The organism is Streptosporangium vulgare (genome assembly GCF_042428775.1).
In the GTDB taxonomy this organism is placed as follows: Bacteria; Actinomycetota; Actinomycetes; order Streptosporangiales; family Streptosporangiaceae; genus Streptosporangium; species Streptosporangium vulgare.
Map to the genome: position 1 here is coordinate 74,504 of NZ_JBHMBS010000013.1, position 19,090 is coordinate 93,593.

Annotated in this window: 20 protein-coding genes; 13 read left to right on the forward strand and 7 right to left on the reverse strand. The window is 72.6% G+C overall.

The features are described from left to right. Positions 1–582: 582 nt before the first annotated feature. Positions 583–2,736, forward strand: coding sequence for a pectate lyase-like domain-containing protein (locus ACFFRH_RS26060; RefSeq protein WP_344749541.1), 2,154 nt, complete (start codon positions 583–585; stop codon positions 2,734–2,736). 495 nt (positions 2,737–3,231) lie between these two features. On the opposite strand, the gene ACFFRH_RS26065 is transcribed toward ACFFRH_RS26060, so the two are convergent. Continuing rightward, positions 3,232–3,966 (reverse strand): helix-turn-helix transcriptional regulator, encoded by a 735-nt coding sequence (locus ACFFRH_RS26065; RefSeq protein ID WP_344749542.1) that lies wholly within the window; start codon positions 3,964–3,966, stop codon positions 3,232–3,234. Between the two features lie 285 nt (positions 3,967–4,251). Here ACFFRH_RS26065 and ACFFRH_RS26070 point away from each other — a divergent pair, with 285 nt between their 5' ends. After that, positions 4,252–5,436: a globin domain-containing protein gene (locus ACFFRH_RS26070; RefSeq protein WP_386160229.1), complete on the forward strand. Its 1,185-nt coding sequence runs from the start codon at positions 4,252–4,254 to the stop codon at positions 5,434–5,436. 318 nt (positions 5,437–5,754) lie between these two features. Then, positions 5,755–6,177 carry a hypothetical protein gene (locus tag ACFFRH_RS26075; protein ID WP_386160231.1) on the forward strand — a complete coding sequence of 141 codons (423 nt, stop codon included), beginning with the start codon at positions 5,755–5,757 and terminating at the stop codon, positions 6,175–6,177. A 61-nt stretch (positions 6,178–6,238) separates the two neighbouring features. On the opposite strand, the gene ACFFRH_RS26080 is transcribed toward ACFFRH_RS26075, so the two are convergent. Further along, positions 6,239–6,589: a PRC-barrel domain-containing protein gene (locus tag ACFFRH_RS26080; protein ID WP_386160233.1), complete on the reverse strand. Its 351-nt coding sequence runs from the start codon at positions 6,587–6,589 to the stop codon at positions 6,239–6,241. Positions 6,590–6,756: 167 nt separating this feature from the next. Continuing rightward, positions 6,757–7,245 (reverse strand): NUDIX domain-containing protein, encoded by a 489-nt coding sequence (locus ACFFRH_RS26085; RefSeq protein WP_386160235.1) that lies wholly within the window; start codon positions 7,243–7,245, stop codon positions 6,757–6,759. A 120-nt stretch (positions 7,246–7,365) separates the two neighbouring features. On the opposite strand from ACFFRH_RS26085, the gene cobF reads away from it, so the two are divergent. From cobF to ACFFRH_RS26100, 3 genes are all read left to right on the forward strand, one after another. Then, positions 7,366–8,241, forward strand: coding sequence for a precorrin-6A synthase (deacetylating) (gene cobF, locus ACFFRH_RS26090; RefSeq protein ID WP_386160237.1), 876 nt, complete (start codon positions 7,366–7,368; stop codon positions 8,239–8,241). A gap of 428 nt (positions 8,242–8,669) precedes the next feature. Beyond that, positions 8,670–9,695: a putative protein N(5)-glutamine methyltransferase gene (locus tag ACFFRH_RS26095; protein WP_386160239.1), complete on the forward strand. Its 1,026-nt coding sequence runs from the start codon at positions 8,670–8,672 to the stop codon at positions 9,693–9,695. 83 nt (positions 9,696–9,778) lie between these two features. Then, positions 9,779–10,618: a pentapeptide repeat-containing protein gene (locus ACFFRH_RS26100; protein ID WP_386160241.1), complete on the forward strand. Its 840-nt coding sequence runs from the start codon at positions 9,779–9,781 to the stop codon at positions 10,616–10,618. A gap of 82 nt (positions 10,619–10,700) precedes the next feature. Here ACFFRH_RS26100 and ACFFRH_RS26105 read toward each other — a convergent pair whose 3' ends face one another. Continuing rightward, a complete protein-coding gene (locus ACFFRH_RS26105) occupies positions 10,701–11,066 on the reverse strand; it encodes an MFS transporter (RefSeq protein ID WP_386160243.1) in 366 nt (121 codons plus the stop codon). Between the two features lie 51 nt (positions 11,067–11,117). On the opposite strand from ACFFRH_RS26105, the gene ACFFRH_RS26110 reads away from it, so the two are divergent. Beyond that, positions 11,118–11,384 carry an ArsR/SmtB family transcription factor gene (locus tag ACFFRH_RS26110; protein ID WP_386160245.1) on the forward strand — a complete coding sequence of 89 codons (267 nt, stop codon included), beginning with the start codon at positions 11,118–11,120 and terminating at the stop codon, positions 11,382–11,384. Here ACFFRH_RS26110 and ACFFRH_RS26115 read toward each other — a convergent pair. Then, the gene (locus tag ACFFRH_RS26115) at positions 11,336–11,533 is read right to left on the reverse strand and encodes an NAD-dependent epimerase/dehydratase family protein (protein WP_386160370.1); all 198 of its coding nucleotides are present in this window, start codon (positions 11,531–11,533) and stop codon (positions 11,336–11,338) included. The two genes, ACFFRH_RS26110 and ACFFRH_RS26115, sit on opposite strands and share 49 nt — an antisense overlap. A gap of 23 nt (positions 11,534–11,556) precedes the next feature. Between ACFFRH_RS26115 and ACFFRH_RS26120 the strand changes: the two genes are divergently transcribed. Then, the gene (locus tag ACFFRH_RS26120) at positions 11,557–11,724 is read left to right on the forward strand and encodes a hypothetical protein (protein ID WP_386160383.1); all 168 of its coding nucleotides are present in this window, start codon (positions 11,557–11,559) and stop codon (positions 11,722–11,724) included. 91 nt (positions 11,725–11,815) lie between these two features. Here ACFFRH_RS26120 and ACFFRH_RS26125 read toward each other — a convergent pair whose 3' ends face one another. Together ACFFRH_RS26125 and ACFFRH_RS26130 are read right to left on the reverse strand one after the other, a co-directional pair. Then, on the reverse strand, positions 11,816–12,241 hold the full coding sequence (locus tag ACFFRH_RS26125) for a nucleoside deaminase (RefSeq protein ID WP_386160247.1): 426 nt from the start codon (positions 12,239–12,241) through the stop codon (positions 11,816–11,818). Then, positions 12,238–13,107: an LLM class flavin-dependent oxidoreductase gene (locus tag ACFFRH_RS26130; RefSeq protein WP_386160249.1), complete on the reverse strand. Its 870-nt coding sequence runs from the start codon at positions 13,105–13,107 to the stop codon at positions 12,238–12,240. Before ACFFRH_RS26130 ends, ACFFRH_RS26125 begins: the two co-directional genes overlap by 4 nt. Positions 13,108–13,200: 93 nt before the next feature. On the opposite strand from ACFFRH_RS26130, the gene ACFFRH_RS26135 reads away from it, so the two are divergent. The 5 genes from ACFFRH_RS26135 to ACFFRH_RS26155 all read left to right on the forward strand — a co-directional run bounded on the left by ACFFRH_RS26135 (position 13,201) and on the right by ACFFRH_RS26155 (position 18,913). Continuing rightward, complete coding sequence (locus tag ACFFRH_RS26135; RefSeq protein ID WP_386160251.1) at positions 13,201–13,653, forward strand: Lrp/AsnC family transcriptional regulator; 453 nt, start codon at positions 13,201–13,203, stop codon at positions 13,651–13,653. Positions 13,654–14,378: 725 nt separating this feature from the next. After that, positions 14,379–16,049, forward strand: a complete 1,671-nt coding sequence (locus ACFFRH_RS26140) for an alpha/beta hydrolase (RefSeq protein ID WP_386160253.1) — start codon at positions 14,379–14,381, stop codon at positions 16,047–16,049. 169 nt (positions 16,050–16,218) lie between these two features. Continuing rightward, positions 16,219–17,046, forward strand: coding sequence for an orotidine-5'-phosphate decarboxylase (gene pyrF / locus ACFFRH_RS26145; RefSeq protein ID WP_344745290.1), 828 nt, complete (start codon positions 16,219–16,221; stop codon positions 17,044–17,046). Then, on the forward strand, positions 17,040–18,119 hold the full coding sequence (locus ACFFRH_RS26150; RefSeq protein WP_344745291.1) for a hypothetical protein: 1,080 nt from the start codon (positions 17,040–17,042) through the stop codon (positions 18,117–18,119). Before pyrF ends, ACFFRH_RS26150 begins: the two co-directional genes overlap by 7 nt. Then, positions 18,116–18,913, forward strand: a complete 798-nt coding sequence (locus ACFFRH_RS26155) for a thioesterase II family protein (RefSeq protein WP_344745292.1) — start codon at positions 18,116–18,118, stop codon at positions 18,911–18,913. Before ACFFRH_RS26150 ends, ACFFRH_RS26155 begins: the two co-directional genes overlap by 4 nt. Positions 18,914–19,090 lie beyond the last annotated feature (177 nt).

Sequence of the window (19,090 nt, forward strand, 5' to 3'; positions counted from 1 at the left end):
GCCGTGCGCATCTCACTCGACAACCGCCCCGACAACAGCGCGTACAGCCGGTCGTTCTCCGCCTTGCGGACCAACCGGGTCAGCACGGTGATGCCGGGCAGCAGGATCCGCTCCTTCAGCATGTGGGCTCGCGCCCGATCGAACAGCGCCCATGGTCGGCGGCACAGCCGGGTGTCCGGAGGTCGGGTGAGGCGTCAGGCGGGGCGCCTCACCGCGTCGCCGCTCCCGCGGTGCCGCGCAATTACTATTTGGAAACTTTCCTATTGACAAGCCTCCTGCCCCCGTGTTTGATCCGAGTTAATTTAAAAGGTGAAGTTACCGGAGGGACTACCGGGCCACGGGAACGGCTCCCGGATCCGTCACCTCGCCGTACGAGCCGACGATGCCCGGCGCCAGGAGCGCACGCACCGCGGCACAGGAAGAGACCCCACAGAGAAGAGCCACCGTGACCCCGCAGCACCCCCCACCGCCGCCTCCGGGCGCGGTCGCCGCGCCGACCCCAGGCACCACCGGCTCCGCCGAGGCACCGGCCCGGCGAGCCCGCACCTCGCCCGCGTCACGGCAGGATTCCAGGAGGATCGGATGAGGCGCATCCTCATGGCGCTCGCCGTGGTCGCGGCGTTCCTGGTCGTGCCGCCCGGCACGGCGCAGGCCGCCCCGCCCACCGGGCTCACCACCGTGATCAGCCGCAACAGCGGCAAGTGCGTGGACGCCCGTGCCGCCGCGACCGCCAACGGCACCGTCGTCCAGCAGTACGCGTGCAACGGCTCGACCGCCCAGCTCTGGCAGTTCCAGCCGACCAGCGGCGGGTACTACCGGGTCAACAACGGCAACAACGCCGCCCAGGCGTGGGACGTCACGAACGTCTCCACCGCCGACAGTGCCCCCGTCCAGCTCTGGTCGTACTCCGGCGGCAACAACCAGCAGTGGCAGGCCGTGGAGGAGACCGGCGGCTTCTACCACTTCGTCAACCGGCACAGCGGCAAGTGCCTCGACGTGCCGGGCGCCTCGATCGGGGACAGCGTGCAGCTCCAGCAGTACACGTGCAACGGCACGACCGCCCAGTCCTTCAGCCTGGGCAGCCCGCCGCCGACCGGGAACAACCCCGACCTCGGCCCGAACGTGAGCATCTTCGACCCCTCGACGCCCACCGCGACCATCCAGGCCAGGCTCAACTCGGTCTTCGGCCAGCAGCAGACCAACCAGTTCGGCGGCAACCGCTTCGCCCTGCTGTTCAAGCCCGGCTCGTACTCGGTGGACGCCAACATCGGCTTCTACACGCAGATCGCCGGTCTCGGCCTGTCCCCCGACAGCGTCACCATCAACGGCGGCGTGCACGTCGAGGCCGACTGGTTCCAGGGCAACGCGACCCACAACTTCTGGCGCGGCGCCGAGAACCTGTCGGTCAACCCGCCGTCGGGCACCGACCGCTGGGCGGTCTCGCAGGCCTCCTCGTACCGGCGGATGCACCTGCGCGGCAACCTGCAGCTCGACGACGGCGGCTGGTCGAGCGGCGGCTTCATCGCCGACTCGAAGATCGACGGCCAGGTCAGGTCGGGCTCGCAGCAGCAGTGGCTCTCGCGCAACGCCGAGTGGGGCAGCTGGACCGGCTCCAACTGGAACATGGTGTTCGTGGGCGTCAACAACCCGCCCGCGGGCAACTTCCCCAGCCCGCCGTACACCAGGGTGGCGACCACCCCGGTCGTGCGGGAGAAGCCGTTCCTGTACGTCGACCAGGCCGGCGCCTACCAGGTGTTCGTCCCGGCGCTGCGGACGAACTCCGTCGGCACCACGTGGGCCGGCGGCAACCCGGCGGGCACCTCGATCCCGATCAGCCAGTTCTTCGTCGTCAAGCCCGGCCACACCGCGGCGGACATCAACGCGGCGCTCGCGCAGGGGCTGAACCTGCTGTTCACCCCCGCCGTCTACCACCTCAACGACACGATCAGGGTGACCCGCGCCAACACCGTCGTGCTCGGCCTGGGCCTGGCCACGCTCGTCCCCGACAACGGCGTGACCGCGATGACCGTCGCCGACGTGGACGGCGTCAAGGTGGCCGGCGTGCTGTTCGACGCGGGCACGACCAACTCGGCCATGCTGATGCAGGTCGGCCCCACGGGATCGTCGGCGAGCCACGCGGCCAACCCGACGTCGCTGCACGACGTGTACTTCCGGGTCGGCGGCGCGGCCGTCGGCAAGGCCACCCAGAGCCTCGTCGTCAACAGCGACAACGTGATCGGCGACCACCTGTGGATCTGGCGCGGCGACCACGGCAGCGGCATCGGGTGGAACAGCAACACCGCCGCCAACGGTCTCACCGTCAACGGTGACGACGTCACGATGTACGGCCTGTTCGTCGAGCACTACCAGCAGCACCAGACCGTCTGGAACGGCAACGGCGGCCGGACGTACTTCTACCAGAACGAGATGCCCTACGACCCGCCCAACCAGGCCGCCTGGATGAACGGAAGCACGCAGGGCTACTCCGCGTACAAGGTGGCCGACACCGTCACCACGCACGAGGCGTGGGGGCTGGGCAGCTACTGCTACTTCAACGTCAACCCGGGCGTCGTGGCGGCCCGCGCGTTCGAGGTGCCGAACACGCCGGGCGTCCGTTTCCACAACATGGTGACGGTCTCGCTCGGCGGCGTCGGCACGATCCGCAACGTCATCAACACGACGGGCGGCCCGTCCAACTCCAGCACCAACGTGGCCAACCTGGTCAACTACCCCTGACCGAACCTCCCGCCGCTTTCCGGGACCGCTTCGAGGTCACCGCTTCGAGGTCACCGCTTCGAGGTCACCGTCTCGAGGTCCCGGAACCCGGCGCCCGGCTCCGCGCGAAAGGACCGCGCGGGGACGGGCTGGGACGGGCGGGGTCCCGCGGTGGCGCGCGGGAGGGCTCCACGGTGGCGCGCGGACGGGCGGGAGATCAGCCGGGGCGGTCATGGGATGAGAGCCGCCCCCGGTCAGGAGGCGGGCGCTCCCGCGGGGACGGCGGGCGCCCGCCTTCCGGCCCGATCGAGAGGCGGGTGCCTTCACGGGCACCCGCCTTTCCGCCCATCACCCCCGGCACGCCGCCGACCACCTCCGGCACGACGAGACGCCCGGCCGCGGTGAGACGTCCGGCACGACGAGGCGCCCGGTCGCGGTGAGGCCCGCGCGGCCCCGCCGGTCATCCCGTGACACGAGGCCCGCGCGCACCCCCGGATCACCCCGTGACACGACGCGTCACGACGCGTCACGGACCGCCGCGAGGTGCGCGAGGCACAGGTCGGGCTCGGCGAACGGTTCGAGCCGGTCCACGGTCACCGGGGAGCCGAGTGCCGCCATCGCTCCCTGCATGAGCCCGAGGTGCAGCGGGCAGATCACCTTGCCCTGGGTCGTGGCGAGCTCCAGGAACGGGCAGTGCCGCAGCCCGATCCGCCCGCCGTCACCCTCCGGCCGCTCCTCGGGGGCGAACCCGATGTCGTCGAGCAGGCCCACCAGCTCGCGCACCGCCTCCTCCCGCGTGGGAGCGGCCGCCGGAGCCGGCCGGTCGGCCGCCAGAGCACGTCCCCACGCCCGTCCGGCCTCGATCGCCTTGGCGGCGGGTTCCGGTCCGGCGGCCAGGTTGCCGGCCAGGATCTCGGCCAGCACGCGGTAGTTGCGCGGCCCGGCGAGATCCATCCCCGGCCGAGCCCGGAACACCAGCGGCGGCCGGCCGGGACCGGCCGGTGCCGCGTGAACCCGCTCGATCCGGCCGGTGTCGGCCAGGGCGTCGAGATGGAACCGCACCGTGTTGGGATGGACGTCGAGCCGCTCGGCGATCTCGACCACGCCCAGCGGTGTCCCGGACTCGCGGAGCATCGTCAGGATGAGCCGCCGGCGACCGGCCGGTGGCGGCACGGGGTGTCCGGCGGCCCGCGCGGACGTCGTGGCGCCCGTGACGTCGTCGGTCCCGCGCGGCTTCCTCGGCTCGGTCATGGCCGCTCACCTCCCCTGCTCCCCTGCGGCGGTGCCGCGACGCGCTCGTCCAGGTGGACGCGAAGACTCCGGCCGCCATCGTAGACGCGGCCGGCCGGCCCCTCCCCCGTAAGCGCCCGGTCCCGCGAGCCTGTCGCGAGGGAGCCCTATCTCACAGCCCACGAACTTGAGTTTATACAAAATCTGCTTGTATAAATAGGGCGACGGGAGGAAGAACACGTCTGACCAGGAGTTCGGCGTGCCCGATCCCACCCGTGCAAAGATCATCTAGTAGTTGGAGGACCTGTGCTTTCCCCAGATTCGGCCGTGATCGTCCGCGCCACCCTGCCCGCGGTCGGGGGCGCCATCCAGGACATCTCCGGACGCTTCTACCAGATGATGTTCACCGACCACCCCGAACTGCTGCGCGGACTGTTCAATCGCGGCAACCAGGCCAACGGCGAGCAGCAGAGCGCGCTCGCCGGGTCGATCGCCGCCTTCGCCACCATCCTGGTGCGGCGCCCCGACGACCGGCCGGACGCGATGCTCGCCAGGATCGCCAACAAGCACGCCTCGCTCGGCATCACCCCCGAGCAGTACGAGGTGGTCCACAAGTACCTCTTCGCCGCCATCGCCGAGGTGCTCGGCGACGCCGCCACCCCCGAGGTGGTGGCGGCCTGGGACGAGGTCTACTGGCTGATGGCGAACGCGCTCATCGCCCTGGAGGCGGACCTCTACCGCGACTCCGCGACGGAGGGCTGGCTGCCGGCCACGGTGCTCGAACGGCGGCGCGAGACCCCGGACGCCGTCTCCTTCACCCTGCGCCCGCGGATCCCCCTGTCCTTCAGGCCCGGCCAGTACGTCAGCGTCGCGGTCACCCTGCCCGACGGCGCGCGGCAGATCCGGCAGTACAGCCTGTCGTGCGCCCCCGAGCGGGACGACTGGCGGATCACCGTCAAACGGGTGCGCGGCGGCGACACACCCGACGGGGAGGTGTCCAACTGGCTGCACGCCAACGTCCGGGCCGGGGACGTGCTGACGGTCTCCGCGCCGTTCGGCGACCTGACCCTGCCCACCGAGGGTCCCCCGCTGCTCCTGGCCTCGGCGGGCATCGGCGCCACCCCCATCCTGTCGATGGTCGAGCACCTCGCGGCGAACGGTTCCACCCGCCGGGTCACCGTCGTCCACGCCGACCGCAGCCCCGCCGACCACGCCCACCGGGACGAGCTCAGGCGGCTGGTCGACGCCCTGCCCGGCGCCACCCTGCACCGCTGGTACGAGGAGACGGGCGACTGCTCCTGCCTGCCGGCGCCGAACGCCGGCCAGGTCGACCTGACCGGAATCGACCTTCCCGACCCCCTGGTCGCCTACCTGTGCGGGCCGCTGCCGTTCATGCGCGGGGTGCGTACCGAGCTGCTGCGGCGCGGGGTGCCCGCCTCCGACATCCACTACGAGGTGTTCGGGCCCGACCTCTGGCTCGGCCAGAACTGATCGGAGACCGGGCGCACCGGGATCGGCCGGTTGTCACATTCGAGACGCCCTCCTGGTCATAGCCGGTAACGAACCGGAAAGGAGCACCATGTTCGTTACGGCCCGCCCAGCGCGGCGGAACCGGCATGCCCTCACACGTCACCCGCGACCGGAGCCGCAGGAGGCACCGGAAAGGACATCAGGCCGGATACCGGGACGGGCACCGGGAGGGATCCCGCCGTCACGAGGAGCGCGTCGCCCGGGTGCCGGGCGTGCCATCGCCCGGCCCTGCCTGCCCGGGGAACGTCTCACGCGTGACGCGCGGAGCGGGGAGACGAGGTGAACGTCCCGATCCGCATCGCCCTGGCCATCCTCTTCCTCGACGAACTCGTCGTCGGGTTCTGGAACCAGTTCTTCCCCGAGAGCTTCTACACCGATTTCCCCACGGTCGACCTCACGCCGCCGTTCAGTGAACACTACGCGCGGGATTTCGGGGGTGCGACGCTCGGCATCGCCCTTCTCCTCGGCATAGCGCTCGTCATACCGCGCGCCGTGTTCGTCATCCCCGCCGCGCTGGCGTACAGCGTGTTCTCGATCCCCCATCTCCTCTACCACCTCCACCACCTCGAAGGCACGACGACCGGCGAGGCCGTCCTCCTCACCGCCGCGAACGCGACCGTCGCCCTGCTGGGCCTCCTCGCCGTCCTGCTCACGGTGATCAGGGACAGAAGGGAGCGGGGCCGGGCCCCGGCGCCAGCCTGAGGGGGCGACACGACGAACGAGCCCCTCCCCGGGAGGGGAGGGGCTCGTCGACGATCAACGACTACGGCGCGCCGGGGCCGTAGTAGCCGCCCAGCTTGTCGCGGTAGCCGGGCTCCTTGTAGGTCGCCTCGTCGAACTCAGGCGCGTCCTTGATCTCCTGCTTGGTGCGCGAGACGTAGATCTTGCGCTCCTGCGGGTCGATCTGGTGCACGGTGCCGGCCGGCAGCACGACCTTCTTGCCGAAAATCCAGAAACCGGTGTCGACGACGATGTAGCTGTCACCCACCGTGTTGCTCTCCTCGTCCACCGAACCGATCTTGCCGTCGGTGGCCTCCACGTCGAACCCCACGAGGTCCAGCGTCTGCTCGCCACTGTAGGCCTCGGGGCGGTAGCTCCACACGTTCTCCGTCATGGCGTTTCTCCTCGTCAGTGAAGGTTGGACAACTGCCTTCTACCCGTCGCGCCCGCGCTAAACGGACCGAGGGGGACGAGGAGCCGTACCGGTGGAGCCCTCGGCGGCCGTGCCGCGCCTCCCACCGAGGTCGCGGGCCAGATCGCGGCCGCCGACACTCACCGTAATCATTTCCCGGCGAAGTACTCCGCCACGATCCGGGTGTGCAGCGGGAACGCCAGCTCTCGCGGCCCGTCGATCAGCAGCCACTCCGTCGTCTCGGCCGTCGGCACGACCGGCGGGAGGTCCGCCTCGCCGGTCCGCGGCCCCAGGGCGAAGACCAGCACGGTGCCGTCGGGAGCGCTGAGCACGTCGAGGAGCCGCACGCCGTCCGCGTCGACGACGATCCCCGTCTCCTCACGAAGCTCCCGCACGGCCGCCTGCTGCCAGGACTCCCCCATGTCGACGAAGCCGCCGGGCAGGGCGAGCCCGCCCCGGTGCGGCTCGACGTCACGACGGACCACCAGCAGGCCGTCGTCCACCGGCAGCACCATCACCGCGACCGGCAGCGGATTGAGGTAGGAGGTGTTCGCGCAGCCGGAGCAGGTGCGCGGCCAGGGCTGGCCGGGGGTGAAGGCTTCACCGCAGAAGGAGCAGTGCGAGTTCCTGATCGTCACGATCGCGAGACTAGACCAGGGCGGGGTTCTACCTCACGTTTTCTCCTCTCCCGCCGGGAATCGGGGTCAGGGCCCGGCCCGGCGCGACGGCCCCTTCGCGCAGGCGGCAGACTTTCCCGCGTGAAGCGAATCCTCATCATCGGCATCGGCGCGGGGAACCCCGACCACCTCACCCTTCAGGCGGTCAAGGCCATCGCCTCGGCCGACGTGTTCTTCATCCTCGACAAGGGGGAGGCCAAGCACGACCTCGTCCAGCTCCGGCAGGACCTCGTCGACGCGCACGCCCGCGCCTCGTACCGGCTGGTCGAGGCCCGCGACCCCGACCGCGACCGGACCACTCCCGCGTACGCGGGCGCGGTGGAGGACTGGCGGTCGCGCCGGGCCGACATCTACGAGCGGCTCGTCCGCGACGAGCTCGGCGACGACGAGACCGGCGCGTTCCTGGTCTGGGGCGACCCCTCCCTCTACGACAGCACACTGGCCATCGTCGAGGAGGTCCTCGACCGGGGCACGGTCCGGTTCGAGTACGACGTCGTGCCCGGTATCAGCAGCGTGTCCGCGCTGGCCGCCCGGCACCGCACCAGCCTGACCCAGGTCGCACGGCCCCTGCACATCACCACGGGCCGCCGCCTGTCCGAGGAGGGGCCCGGCGGGTCCGACGACATCGTCGTGATGCTCGACGCCCGCCACGCCTTCGCCTCCCTGCCCGACACCGCCGGCTTCGAGATCTACTGGGGCGCCTACCTCGGCACCCCCGACGAGATCCTGGTCGCCGGGCCGGTCGCGGAGGTCGCCGACCGAATCCGCGACGTCCGCACCGAAGCCCGGGAGCGCAAGGGATGGATCATGGACACCTACCTGCTGAGGCGCATTCCCGGCACGGAGTCCGTCAAGGCCCCCGCGTCCCCCGCGTCCGCCAAGTCCCCCGAATCCGGCGCGTCCGGCGCGTTCCCCGAGTCCGCTGGGTCCGCCGAGTCCGCCGGCTCCCCGTCCTGAGCCGTACTCCCGGCGTGCCGGGTTCTCGCGGGAGGACGGGAAGAACCGGCCACCGCTCTCACAGGTGTCTCTCGGAGCGGTGGCACGCCGCGCTCCCGGCGGGGACGTCCGCCCCCTCCGGGAAGGCACGATCGACCTCCGGAGAGGACGTGGCCGGGCTGCGGAGGAGGCGCGGCGGGCCAACGCGGACGGGAACCGCCGGGAACCGTCCCCCTGAGTTCGGGCTCCGTCCTCCCCGAGGGCGCGCCCGGTGTAAACGTGTTCGCACCGGGGACCGGCTCGGGTAGTGTTGCCCTCCAGCAATGGACGTGATCGAGGAGGTGAGACCCATTACCGCTGTGTCAGGTCGGGTGCTCCCATCTCACGGCCGCGCGGTCCTTCCGACGTAGGTGACCGAGGGAGCCCCATCGGCATTCCGAAAGGCTCCAATGTCGGCTTTACCGTCATTTCTCCCCCAGCCCGTCATCGTCACCAGGCTTCGGGCCGCCGGTTGTGTCTTCGCCGAGGACGAGGCGCGGTTGCTCATCTCCACGGCGCGGACGCCGTCCGACCTCACCGACATGGTGGACCGGCGGGTCGCCGGTCTGCCCCTCGAACACGTTCTCGGCTGGGCCGACTTCTGCGGGCTGCGGATAGCGGTGGACACCGGGGTCTTCGTTCCCCGCCGCCGCACCGAGTTCCTCGTCCACCAGGCCGTCGCCCTCGCCCGCCGGACCGCCGGGCCCACCGGCCGCTCCCACCCGGCCGTCGCCCCGGCCGATCCCACCGGCTCCCTCGCCCCCTCCGCCCCTTCCGATCCCTCCGATCCCCTCGGTCCCCCCGATCCCGAAGCGCTCGCCGTCCCCGCCGGTCAGGTCCCTGACCGGCCACGGATCATCGTCGACCTGTGCTGCGGTTCCGGCGCGGTGGGCGCCGCGCTGGTCGCGGCCCTGGGCCGGGTCGAGTCGCACTCCGTCGACATCGACCCCGCCGCGGTGCGCTGCGCCCGGCGCAACCTCGCCGCCGCCGACGGCCTGGTGTACGAGGGCGATCTCTACGAGCCGCTGCCCGCCACGCTGCGGGGCCGCGTCGACATCCTGACCGCCAACGCGCCCTACGTGCCCACCGGGGCGATCGGGCTGCTGCCCCCGGAGGCCCGCGTGCACGAACCCCGGGTGGCCCTCGACGGTGGCGCGGACGGGCTCGAGATCCAGCGGCGGGTGGCCGCGGAGGCGGCGCTGTGGCTGGCACCGGGCGGCCATCTGCTGATCGAGACGAGCGAGCGCCAGGCGCCCCAGACCGCGGAGACCTTCGCCCGCAACGGACTGATCCCACGGGTGGTCGATTCCGACGAGCTGGACGCCACCGTCGTCATCGGGACCATGCCCGACTCTCACATGCCCGTCCCCCATATGCCCGTCCCCCACCCGCCGCGCTGTCCCGCCCGTGATCGGGAGATGGGCGGGTTCGGGTAGGGTTCACTGGTCAAATCGCTGTTCACGGCCATCGGAACATGGCCGTGAACAGCACGGCCGCCCTGTTCAGGAGATTCCGCGTAGTGTCCGAGAGCCGCGAGCGCACAACCCCCTCCCCGGGGGAGGGGCGCGCCGATCTGCGAGCCGACTGTGAGAGCTGCTTCGCGCTGTGCTGTGTCGTGCCCGCCTTCTCGGCCTCGTCGGACTTCGCGATCGACAAGAAGGCCGGGCAGGCCTGCCCCAACCTGCGGACCGACTTCCGCTGCGGCATCCACACGCGCCTCAGGGACAAGGGCTTCCGGGGCTGCACCGTCTACGACTGCTTCGGCGCCGGGCAGAAGGTCTCCCAGGTCACCTTCGGCGGGCAGGACTGGCGGCGGGCGCCGCGGACCGCCAAGCGGATGTTCGAGGTGTTCCCGATCATGCGGGATCTCCACGAGCTGCTCTGGTACCTGTCCGAGGCGCTGACACTGCCCCCGGCCCGCCCGATCCACGGCGAGCTCGGCCTCGCCCTGGAGAAGACCGAACGCCTCACCCGCGACACCCCCGACGCTCTCGTACGGCTGGACGTGGCGGCGCACCGGCGGGAGGTCAACACCCTGCTGCTGCGCACGAGCGAGCTCGTGCGCGCCGGAGCCGGGCGCGGGAGGAAGGACCGCAGGGGGGCCGACCTCATCGGGGCCAAGCTGAGGGGCGCCGACCTCAGGGGCGCCAACCTCAGGGGCGCCTATCTCATCGGGGCCGACCTCAGGGGCGCCGACCTGAGGACGGCCGACCTCATCGGGGCCGACCTCAGGGACGCGGACTTCTCGGGCGCCGACCTCACCGGGAGCATCTTCCTGATCCAGTCGCAGCTGGACGCGGCGAAGGGCGACGCCCGGACCACGCTGCCGCCGTCACTCACCCGACCGGCTCACTGGTAGTTCTCCGCTCACCGGCGACCGCCGTCACCCTCCCGTCCGGCTCGGCGGCGCGCGGCCAGGCCTTCGCGGCCCCCGGGTGTCCTCACGACCCGTCCGTCCTTGAAGCCGCCCGATCCCCGGCGGGACGGGTCAGGGCGGGATACAGGCACGCGGTCGCCACCAGTGACGCCACCCCCGCCAGCGCCATCGCCGCGGAGACCGGTACGAACTCGGCCAGCGTCCCCGTCCCCGAGGCCGCCAGCGCCTGTCCGGCCATCGTGCCGCTGCCCGCCAGCCCGAGCGCCTGTCCCCGGACGCGCTCGGGCACCGCCGCCACGTAGCGCTCCTGCGTGCCCAGGTGCCCGGCGAACCCGAAGGAGGCCACCGCCACCAGCACCGTCGCGACCCCCGCGCCCGGTGACAGCGCGAAGAAGAGGTACGGCACCGCCATCAGCGTGAACAGCGGCACCGCCAGCCGGACCCGCCGCGCGCCTTCGGGCTCACCTATCCCGCGCGGGGGGTGGCCGCGCTGTGGGAGAGCCGGGTGCCCGCGCCGGACAGCCTGGCCGCGCTGCTCGGCAGGGGCAGGGCCGCGGTGCTGCTGGAGCTGGCGGCGCCCGCGAGCACCAGCCAGCTCGTCGCCAGGCTGGGCATGACGCTCGGCGGCGTCGGCGACCACCTCGCGGTGCTCAGGCGGTCGGGGCTGGTCTCGCGCGGCAGGAGCGGGCGATCGGTGCTCTACACGCGCACCCCGATGGGCGACGCCCTGACGGAGTGGAACGCGTGAGCGTGGCACGCTGGGGGGAAGCGTCGGCGGCCGCCACGCGGAGACCGGGTGGGGGCCGGGCGGGCCGGGGCCGCGACGTCGTGACCGGCCTCGGCGAACGCGGTGGCCACGTGCGACCCGACGTAGCCGGTGGCACCGGTGATCAGGATCTTATGAGGGGACGGCTCCTTGGATGCCTGGGGAGTCCGGGGAGGTCTGGGAGATCCAGAGGGCGCCCGCCGACGGCATCGCGGTCCAGGCGGCCGCGGGCTGCGCCAGGGAGGACCAGCTGCGGGTCGCCGAGACGGCACTGCGCGCCTGGCCCGCCCCGGCCTCCAGGCGGGGCGGGCCGAAGCCGTGAGGCGACCGGCCGAGGCCCCGGCCGAGGCCCCGGCCAGGGACCCGGCCAGGGACCCGGCCACGACGGCGCGGTGGCGACCGGGGCGGATCGGTCAGGCGTAGTAGCCCTCGACCGGGACGCGCGCCTCGTCGAACAGCGCGGGCCCCTCCTGGGGCACGTGCGGCCAGCCGCCTCCCGGCTTGAGGCTCGCGAGCTGTTCGTTGGAGAGCGCGAACACCACGCGGCCGAGGCCGGACCGTTCGATCGCGCCCGCGCACATGGGGCAGGGCTGGCAGCTGGTGTACATGGTCGTGGCCGCCGCGGTGCCGGGGTCGAGCTCGCGGGCCGCCCACCTGGCCAGCTTCAGCTCGGGATGGGCGCTGATGTCGCGGTCGCCGAGGACCGTGTTGTGGTCCTCGGCCAGGACGGTGCCGTCCTGGCCCACCAGCAGCGACCCGAACGGGGCCTCTCCGGCCGCCCGCGCCCCGGCGGCGAGCTCGATGGCCCTGCGGAGATACTTCTCGTCGTCGTTCGTCATGACTGTCCTGTTCGTGGTTGACGGGTGCGCAGATCCCAGCGGGCGGCCACGGTCGCGAGCGCCTGCCAGGCCACCTCCGGGTGGCGCGTCTCCTCCGGGTCGCCGTCGAACGGGTCGAGCACGACGGTGTCGGCGCCGAGCAGGCGCAGCCGTTCGAGGTCGTCGGCGACCTGGTCGATCGTGCCCTCACCGGCGAGCCGCCCGGGGGCGGTGACCGGGGACGCGGTGAGCCGCAGGGCGATGCGGGGCGCGAAGCCGGGCACCGGCCGGCCCTCCTCGTCCGCGATGACCTTCAGCCGGTCCAGCGCCTCGCGCATCCGGCCGAGGGTGAGGCGCAGCGGGTGCCACGCCTCGCCGAGACGCACCGCCCGGCGCAGGCCGGCGTCGCTGTTGCCGCCGACCCAGACCGGGATCCGCCCGGCCCGGTAGTCGTCCTCGTCGTCCCAGGCTGCGCGCATCACCCGCAGATGGTCGTCGGTCAGTGCCCCGCGCCGCTCGAACGGGACCCCGAGCGCCTCGAACTCCTGCCGCGCCCAGCCGACGCCCACGCCGAGGACGAGCCGCCCGCCGCTGAGCCGGTCGAGGTTGGCGGCCATCCGGGCGACGAGCAGCGGATGGCGGTAGGGCACGATGAGCACCGTGGTGCCGATCCTGATCCCGTCGGTGATCCCGGCCAGCCAGGCGAGGGTGGTGAAGGGCTCGTAGAACGGCGCCGGGTACTGCTCGGCGACGTCGGGGGTGATCACGACGTGGTCGGAGACCATGAGCAGATCGAAGCCCAGCCCCTCCACCGTTCGCGCCCAGCCGCGCAGCACCCCGGGGTCGGTGCCGGGCCCAAAGTTCGGGACGTTGACTCCTATTCTCACCACTTCAGGCTATCCATCGATCACCGGCGACCGGAAGGGACTCATCACGGCGTACGAGGCCGTACGCCGTTGATATGCCGGTATCTTCGCCAGATGACCGAGAATCTCGACGCGACCGACTGGTTGATCCTGGTCGAGGTCCAGCGGGACGGCCGCATCCCGATCACCGAGCTGGGGCGGCGGGTGAACCTCAGCGCCTCCGCCACGACCGAGCGGGTCAGGCGGCTGGAGGCGGCGGGCGTCATCACCGGGTACCACGCGAGCGTCGACCTGGAGAAGGCCGGCTTCCCCGTGCTCGCCGTCGTCCGCCTGAAGTATCCGGGCAGCAGGCACGAGCCGCTGCACCGGCTGCTCGACGAGCGCCCGGAGATCCTGGAGTGCCTGCGGACCACCGGCGACGACTGCTACATGCTGAAGGTGGCCGCGACCTCCATGGGCCACCTCGAAGAACTCGTCAACGAGCTGGCCCAGCTGGGCAGCACCACCACCAACCTCGTCTACAGCCGGACACTCCCCTACCGCGGACCCAGGGAACCCCGTTCCTGACCGGGGTTCCCCCGCCGGCCCGCGGACGTCTCGGGCACCGTTTCGTCCCCCGCGCACCGGCTGGGGACGACGAACGCAGCCGACCGTGGTCCGGGTGCCGGCCTTGCCGCCCGCCGCCGGCCCGGCCACACCCCGAGGTCCCCGGTGATGACCGTGGTCCCGGTGTTCGTGACGGCGTCCCGGCCCAGGACCGCGAAACTCGCGGTCGTGCCGAGCGGCACGGGCGTCGCCGCGCTCGCGGCCGTTCCCGGCGGCACCGGCCTCGCCACGCCCGCTGCCGCCGCTGCCGCCGCGGCCGTCGGCACGGCGGGAAAAGCGCCGGCAGGTTCGCCCGCCGCCCGATCCGCGACGGCGGGGCCAACCGTTACTCCACGGCCGAGGAAGGCGTCCGGTGCCCGCTGCCGCGCGTCCGTCGAGACGCCTGACAGTTCGATCTCGTCGTCGTTCCCGCGAAGTCATGCCCGCTGATCCGGCGTCCCACCGGAACCACGAGGCTCCCCCTGCCTCGGCGGATCGTCAGAGAACACCTCCGCCTCCGCCGCGCACCACCTGTCAAGCGCTACGAAAGCGGCCTGCAACTCGAAATACCTACAAATGTAGATAGAAGCGGAAGGATCTTCATTTTCTTCTCCGAAGTTCTTTCCTGCCATCCGGTGATCCTCGACTCCACCCGCAGGTGGGGCGGACCGATCAGGACCGATCAGGACCGACCCAAAGGAGAGAACATGAACGGCGCGAAGCCGATGAGACCGGCGAGGACCGGCGGTGCCCGGCGTCGATGGGCCGGGGCCGTGCTGGCACTGGTCACCGCGGCGGCCGTCGCGGGCCTCGGGACCGGCCCCGCCTCGGCCGACGTACCGAAGAACGACACGGCGAACGGCATGACGAACGGCGTAAAGAACAACGCGGCGCACGACATGAAGAACGACGCGGCCGATGGCAGGGCGAACGGTACGGCACACGGCACGGCGAACGCGCCCGGCGCCAAGGCTCCCGCCGCGGCACCCGATCCGGCGTCCGACGCCCGTTTGGAACGTTTCATCAAGAAGGCGCCGAAGTGGAGACGGTGCGGCCTGTTCAGATGCGCGACCCTCACGGTGCCCGTCGACTACGCCGACCCGGGCAACGGCAGGACCTTCACCCTCCCCCTGCTCAAGGCCCCCGCGAGCAAGCCCGACCAGCGGATCGGCACGCTCGTCGCCGCGGCCGGAGGACCCGGCCAGTCCGGCACCTGGATGGTCCGCACCTTCCACGAGAGCTGGCCCGCGCCGCTCCGCGAGCGCTTCGACGTCGTCGCCTTCGACCCGCGCGGGGTGGGCGGCAGCAAGCCCGCCATCGACTGCGGCCTGCGCGCGGGCGACAAGCCCGTCGGGAAACCACGCGCCGACCTGCCGCTGGTCGGCGAGGTCGCACCGTACTACCGGCTCGTCGCCCAGGCCTGCGCCCGCGGCACCGGCAAGGACGTCCTGCCCCACGTCGGCACCGCCAACGTCGTCACCGACCTGGAACTGCTGCGCGCGGCGCTGCGCCAGGACACGATCAGCTTCCTCGGCTACTCCTACGGCACGAACATCGGCCAGCGCTACGCCGACCGCTTCCCGCGCCGCGTCCGCGCCATGGTGCTCGACGGCATCGACACCGCGCACCTGGACTGGGAGACCGACTCCCTGCACGGCGCCAGGGCCCACACCGCGGCGCTGCACTCCTTCGCCCGCGCGTGCGCCCGCGACCCCCGGATGGCCTGCCCGGCCACCAGCGCGAAGGGCGTCCTCGCCGCCATCGACAAGGTGATCGCGCGGGCGAGGACCAGGCCGCTGCGCGGGGGCAGGTACGACCTCGACGCCGACACCGTGCGAGCGGTGATCGGCGGCACCCTGATCAACCCCTCCTCCTGGCGGGAGCTGTCCACCGCGCTGGGAGCGGCGGCCGACGGTGACGGGACCCCGCTCGCGGACCTGCGGGTCCAGCTCAGCGCCCCCTCGGTCTCCCTGCCCGTCGACGAGGTGACGAGCGTGGTCAACTGCCTCGACCGGCCCCACTCCAGGGACCTGAGGGACTACGAACGGCTCGCCGCGCAGATCCGCCGCGTCGACCGCCTCTTTGAGGGCACCAACCTGACCTGCGCCTTCCTGCCCTCACCCGCGGTCGCGCCCACCCCCGCCCGCGCCAGGGGCGCCGGGCCCATCGTGCTGGTCAGCCACACCCGGGACGCGCGCACACCGTACCGCTGGGCCAGGGAGGTCGCCCGGAACATGCCCTCAGCCGTGCTGCTGACCTACGACGCCGACGGGCACACCGTCTACGCCACCGGCGCCTCCTCCTGCGTCGACGACACCGTCACCCGCTACCTCGTCGACCTCACCCCGCCCAGGAACGGAGCACGCTGCGCCCCATGAGAGGGGGGCGAGGCCGCCCGCGACCGTGCTCTCTCTTTCTTGCGCCGGCCGAGTGCCTTTACGTTGTAGATCAACAAGGTGGCGACGCGAGGCGGAGATTTTAGCCGACGGAGCCCTGGCGGCGAGCGGGCGCGAGGCGGTCCCCGGCGCGAGCGTGTGCAATGGGTCCATGGCTGCCGTACCGATATGGACCGACCTGCTCACGACCCGTTCCGCCCTCTGCCTGGGGATCGCCCCCTCCCCCAAGTGGCTGGAGGCGTGGAGGATGGACGACGACCTGGACGGGGCCCGGCGGATGTGCGCGGTGGTGCTGGAGGCCGCGGGCGAGCGGGTGTCCGTCTACCGGATCCAGGTGCCGTTCTTCACCCGCTTCGGCGCCGCGGGCACGGCCCTGCTGCGCGAGGTCGTCGACGGCGTGCACGAACGGGGCTCGCTCGCCGTGCTGGACGCGAAGGTGTGCGACGCCGACGACACCATGGACTCCTACGCCGACCTCTACCTGGGCCCCGGCAGCGTGCTGGGCGGGGACGCGGTGACGGCGAACCCGTTCATGGGCTTCGCCGCCCTCGACCCGCTGCTGCGCCGGGCCCGTGACAGCGGGACGCTGGTCATGGTGCTCGTACGCACCTCCAACCACGCGGCCGGCGGGGTGCAGGGCGCCGTGACCGGATCGCGCACCGTCGCGCAGCGCACCGCCGACGAGGTGCGGGAGTGGAACGACGAGCACGGCGTGGCGGCCGCGGCCGTGGTCGGGGCCGCCCGCGAGGAGGCCCTCGACCTGGTGGCCCGCATGCCGTCGGCGGTCGTGGAACTGCCGGGCCTCGGCAGGGCCGGGCGCGAGACCCGCGACCTCGTCGCCGTCGCCGCCGAGGCGCCGGGCCGGGCCGTCCTGCCGGTCACGACCGGGGTGCTGCGGCACGGGCCCGACGTCGCCGCGCTGGGCGCGAGCATCGCGGCCTGGCGGGAGGAGATCGGCGCGGAGGTCCCGGCGTGCTGATCGAGCTCCGGCCCGGCACCCCCGCCGAGGTCGCCGCGGAGGTGGCGGCGCTGGCCGCGGCGCACGAGGACGTCACCGCCTGGCCGGTCAGCCTGGCCGGGAGGGTCTTCGTCGTGGTGAGCGGCGACGAGTCCCTCGCCCGCGTACCCGCCTCACCCGCCGTGCTGGCCCGCCGCCCGACCCCCGACGGCCACTGGCTGGTACGGCGGGAGAGCGGCGTGGCACCGCGCGAGGTGACGATCGGCCCCCCCTCGCGGCCCGGACTCCGGCGCCCCGGTCCACCGGCGACTCCCCGGCCCCCCGGGCAGGCGGTCGACGGCGGGACGGTCGGAGGACCCCGGCTGTGGTGGGCGGCCGGACCGTGCGCGCTGGAGTCGGCCGAGGACGCGGTCGAGACGGCCCTCGCGGTCAAGGCGCAGGGGGCGCACGCCCTGCGGGCCGGGCTGTCCAAGACGCGCAGCAGCCCCTACCACTTCCCCGGCAAGGGCGTGCGGGGCCTGGAGACGCTCGCGGAGGTCCGGCGGGCGGCGGCCATCCCGGTGATCACCGAGGTGTGCGACCCGCGCGAGGTGGGGGCGGTCGCCGAGGTGGCCGACTGCCTGCAGGTGGACGGCCGGCAGCTGGACAACCGGCCGCTCCTCGCCGAGCTGGGCGCGCAGCCCAGGCCGGTGCTGCTGATGCGGGGGCCGCGGGCGAGCGTCGACGACTGGCTGCGGGCGGCGGAGTTCGTCCTCACCCGGGGCAACGCCGCCGTGGTGCTCTGCGCGGGCGCCTCGGGGACGCCGCCCCAGCCCGGTTTCTGCGTGATCGCCGCGCTGCGCGCCCGTACCGACCTGCCGGTGGTCTTCGACCCCAGCCACAGCACCGGCTCGGCCTCGCTGGTGGCTCCGGCCTCGCTGGCGGCCGCGGCGTACGGCGCGGACGGTCTGCTCATCGAGTCGTGCGTGAAGCCCGAGAGGATGTACCGGCCGGGCGACGCGGCGCACATGTTCCCTCCCGAGTCCCTGGCGGACCTGGTCTCCGCCTGTGAGCGGACCCGGGACTCCGCACGATCCCTGGCGGTTCCGCTATGACTGTCTCCACCGCATCCATGACCTCCCCCGCCTCCATGACCTCGGCGTTTCATCCCGCGAGCTGGCTGGTGCCGCTGCACCGGCCGGAACGACCCCGCGCGCGGCTGGTCTGCGTGCCCAACGCGGGAGGCGGCGCCACGACGTTCCGCGGCTGGGCCGACCTGCTCCCCGGCGACGTTGAGCTGTGGGCGGTGCGCTCGCCGGGCAGGGAGACCCGCATCTCGGAGAAGCCCAGGCACAAGCTGTCGACGATCGTCGATCCGGTGGTCGACGGGCTCTCGCGCCTGGACCCGCTGCCGTTCGCGCTGTTCGGGCACAGCATGGGCGCGCTGGTGTCGTTCACGGTGACGCGGCGGCTGCGCTCGCGCGGACTGCCGGGCCCCGGGCGGCTGTTCGTGTCGGGCTGGAACGCCCCCCAGGTCCGCGACGGCGTGCCGCGCCTCGGGCAGCTCGGCGACGAGGACCTGATGCGGGTGCTGCACCGGCTCGACGGCATCCCGCCGGAGGTGATCGGCAACGCGGAGCTGATGAGCCTCATCATGCCGGTGCTGCGGGCCGACCTGAACGCGGCGGAGTCGTACGTCCACCAGGACGAGCCGCCGCTGGCCTGCCCGATCTCGGTGTTCGGCGGGAACGGGGACCCGACCACGACGGCGGCCGGGCTGGGCGCGTGGAGCGCGCAGACGGAGTCGGCGTTCCGTCTGCGGCTGCTGCCCGGCGGGCACTTCTTCATCCACACCCAGCGCCGGGCGGTGCTGCGCGCGATACGGGGAGACCTCGGCACCTGCCGGTGAGGGGGCGGGGGTCACGGCCGGACGGACGAGCCCGAGCCGGGCGGGGACCGGTCCCGGCGGAGAGTCCGGCCGGCTCGGCGCTCACCGACGGGCGGGGGTCCCGGACGGGCTCCCCCCGTCCGAACGTGCCCGCCGGGCCGACGGTCAGCGGACGCCCCGGAAGGAACCGAGCGGGCC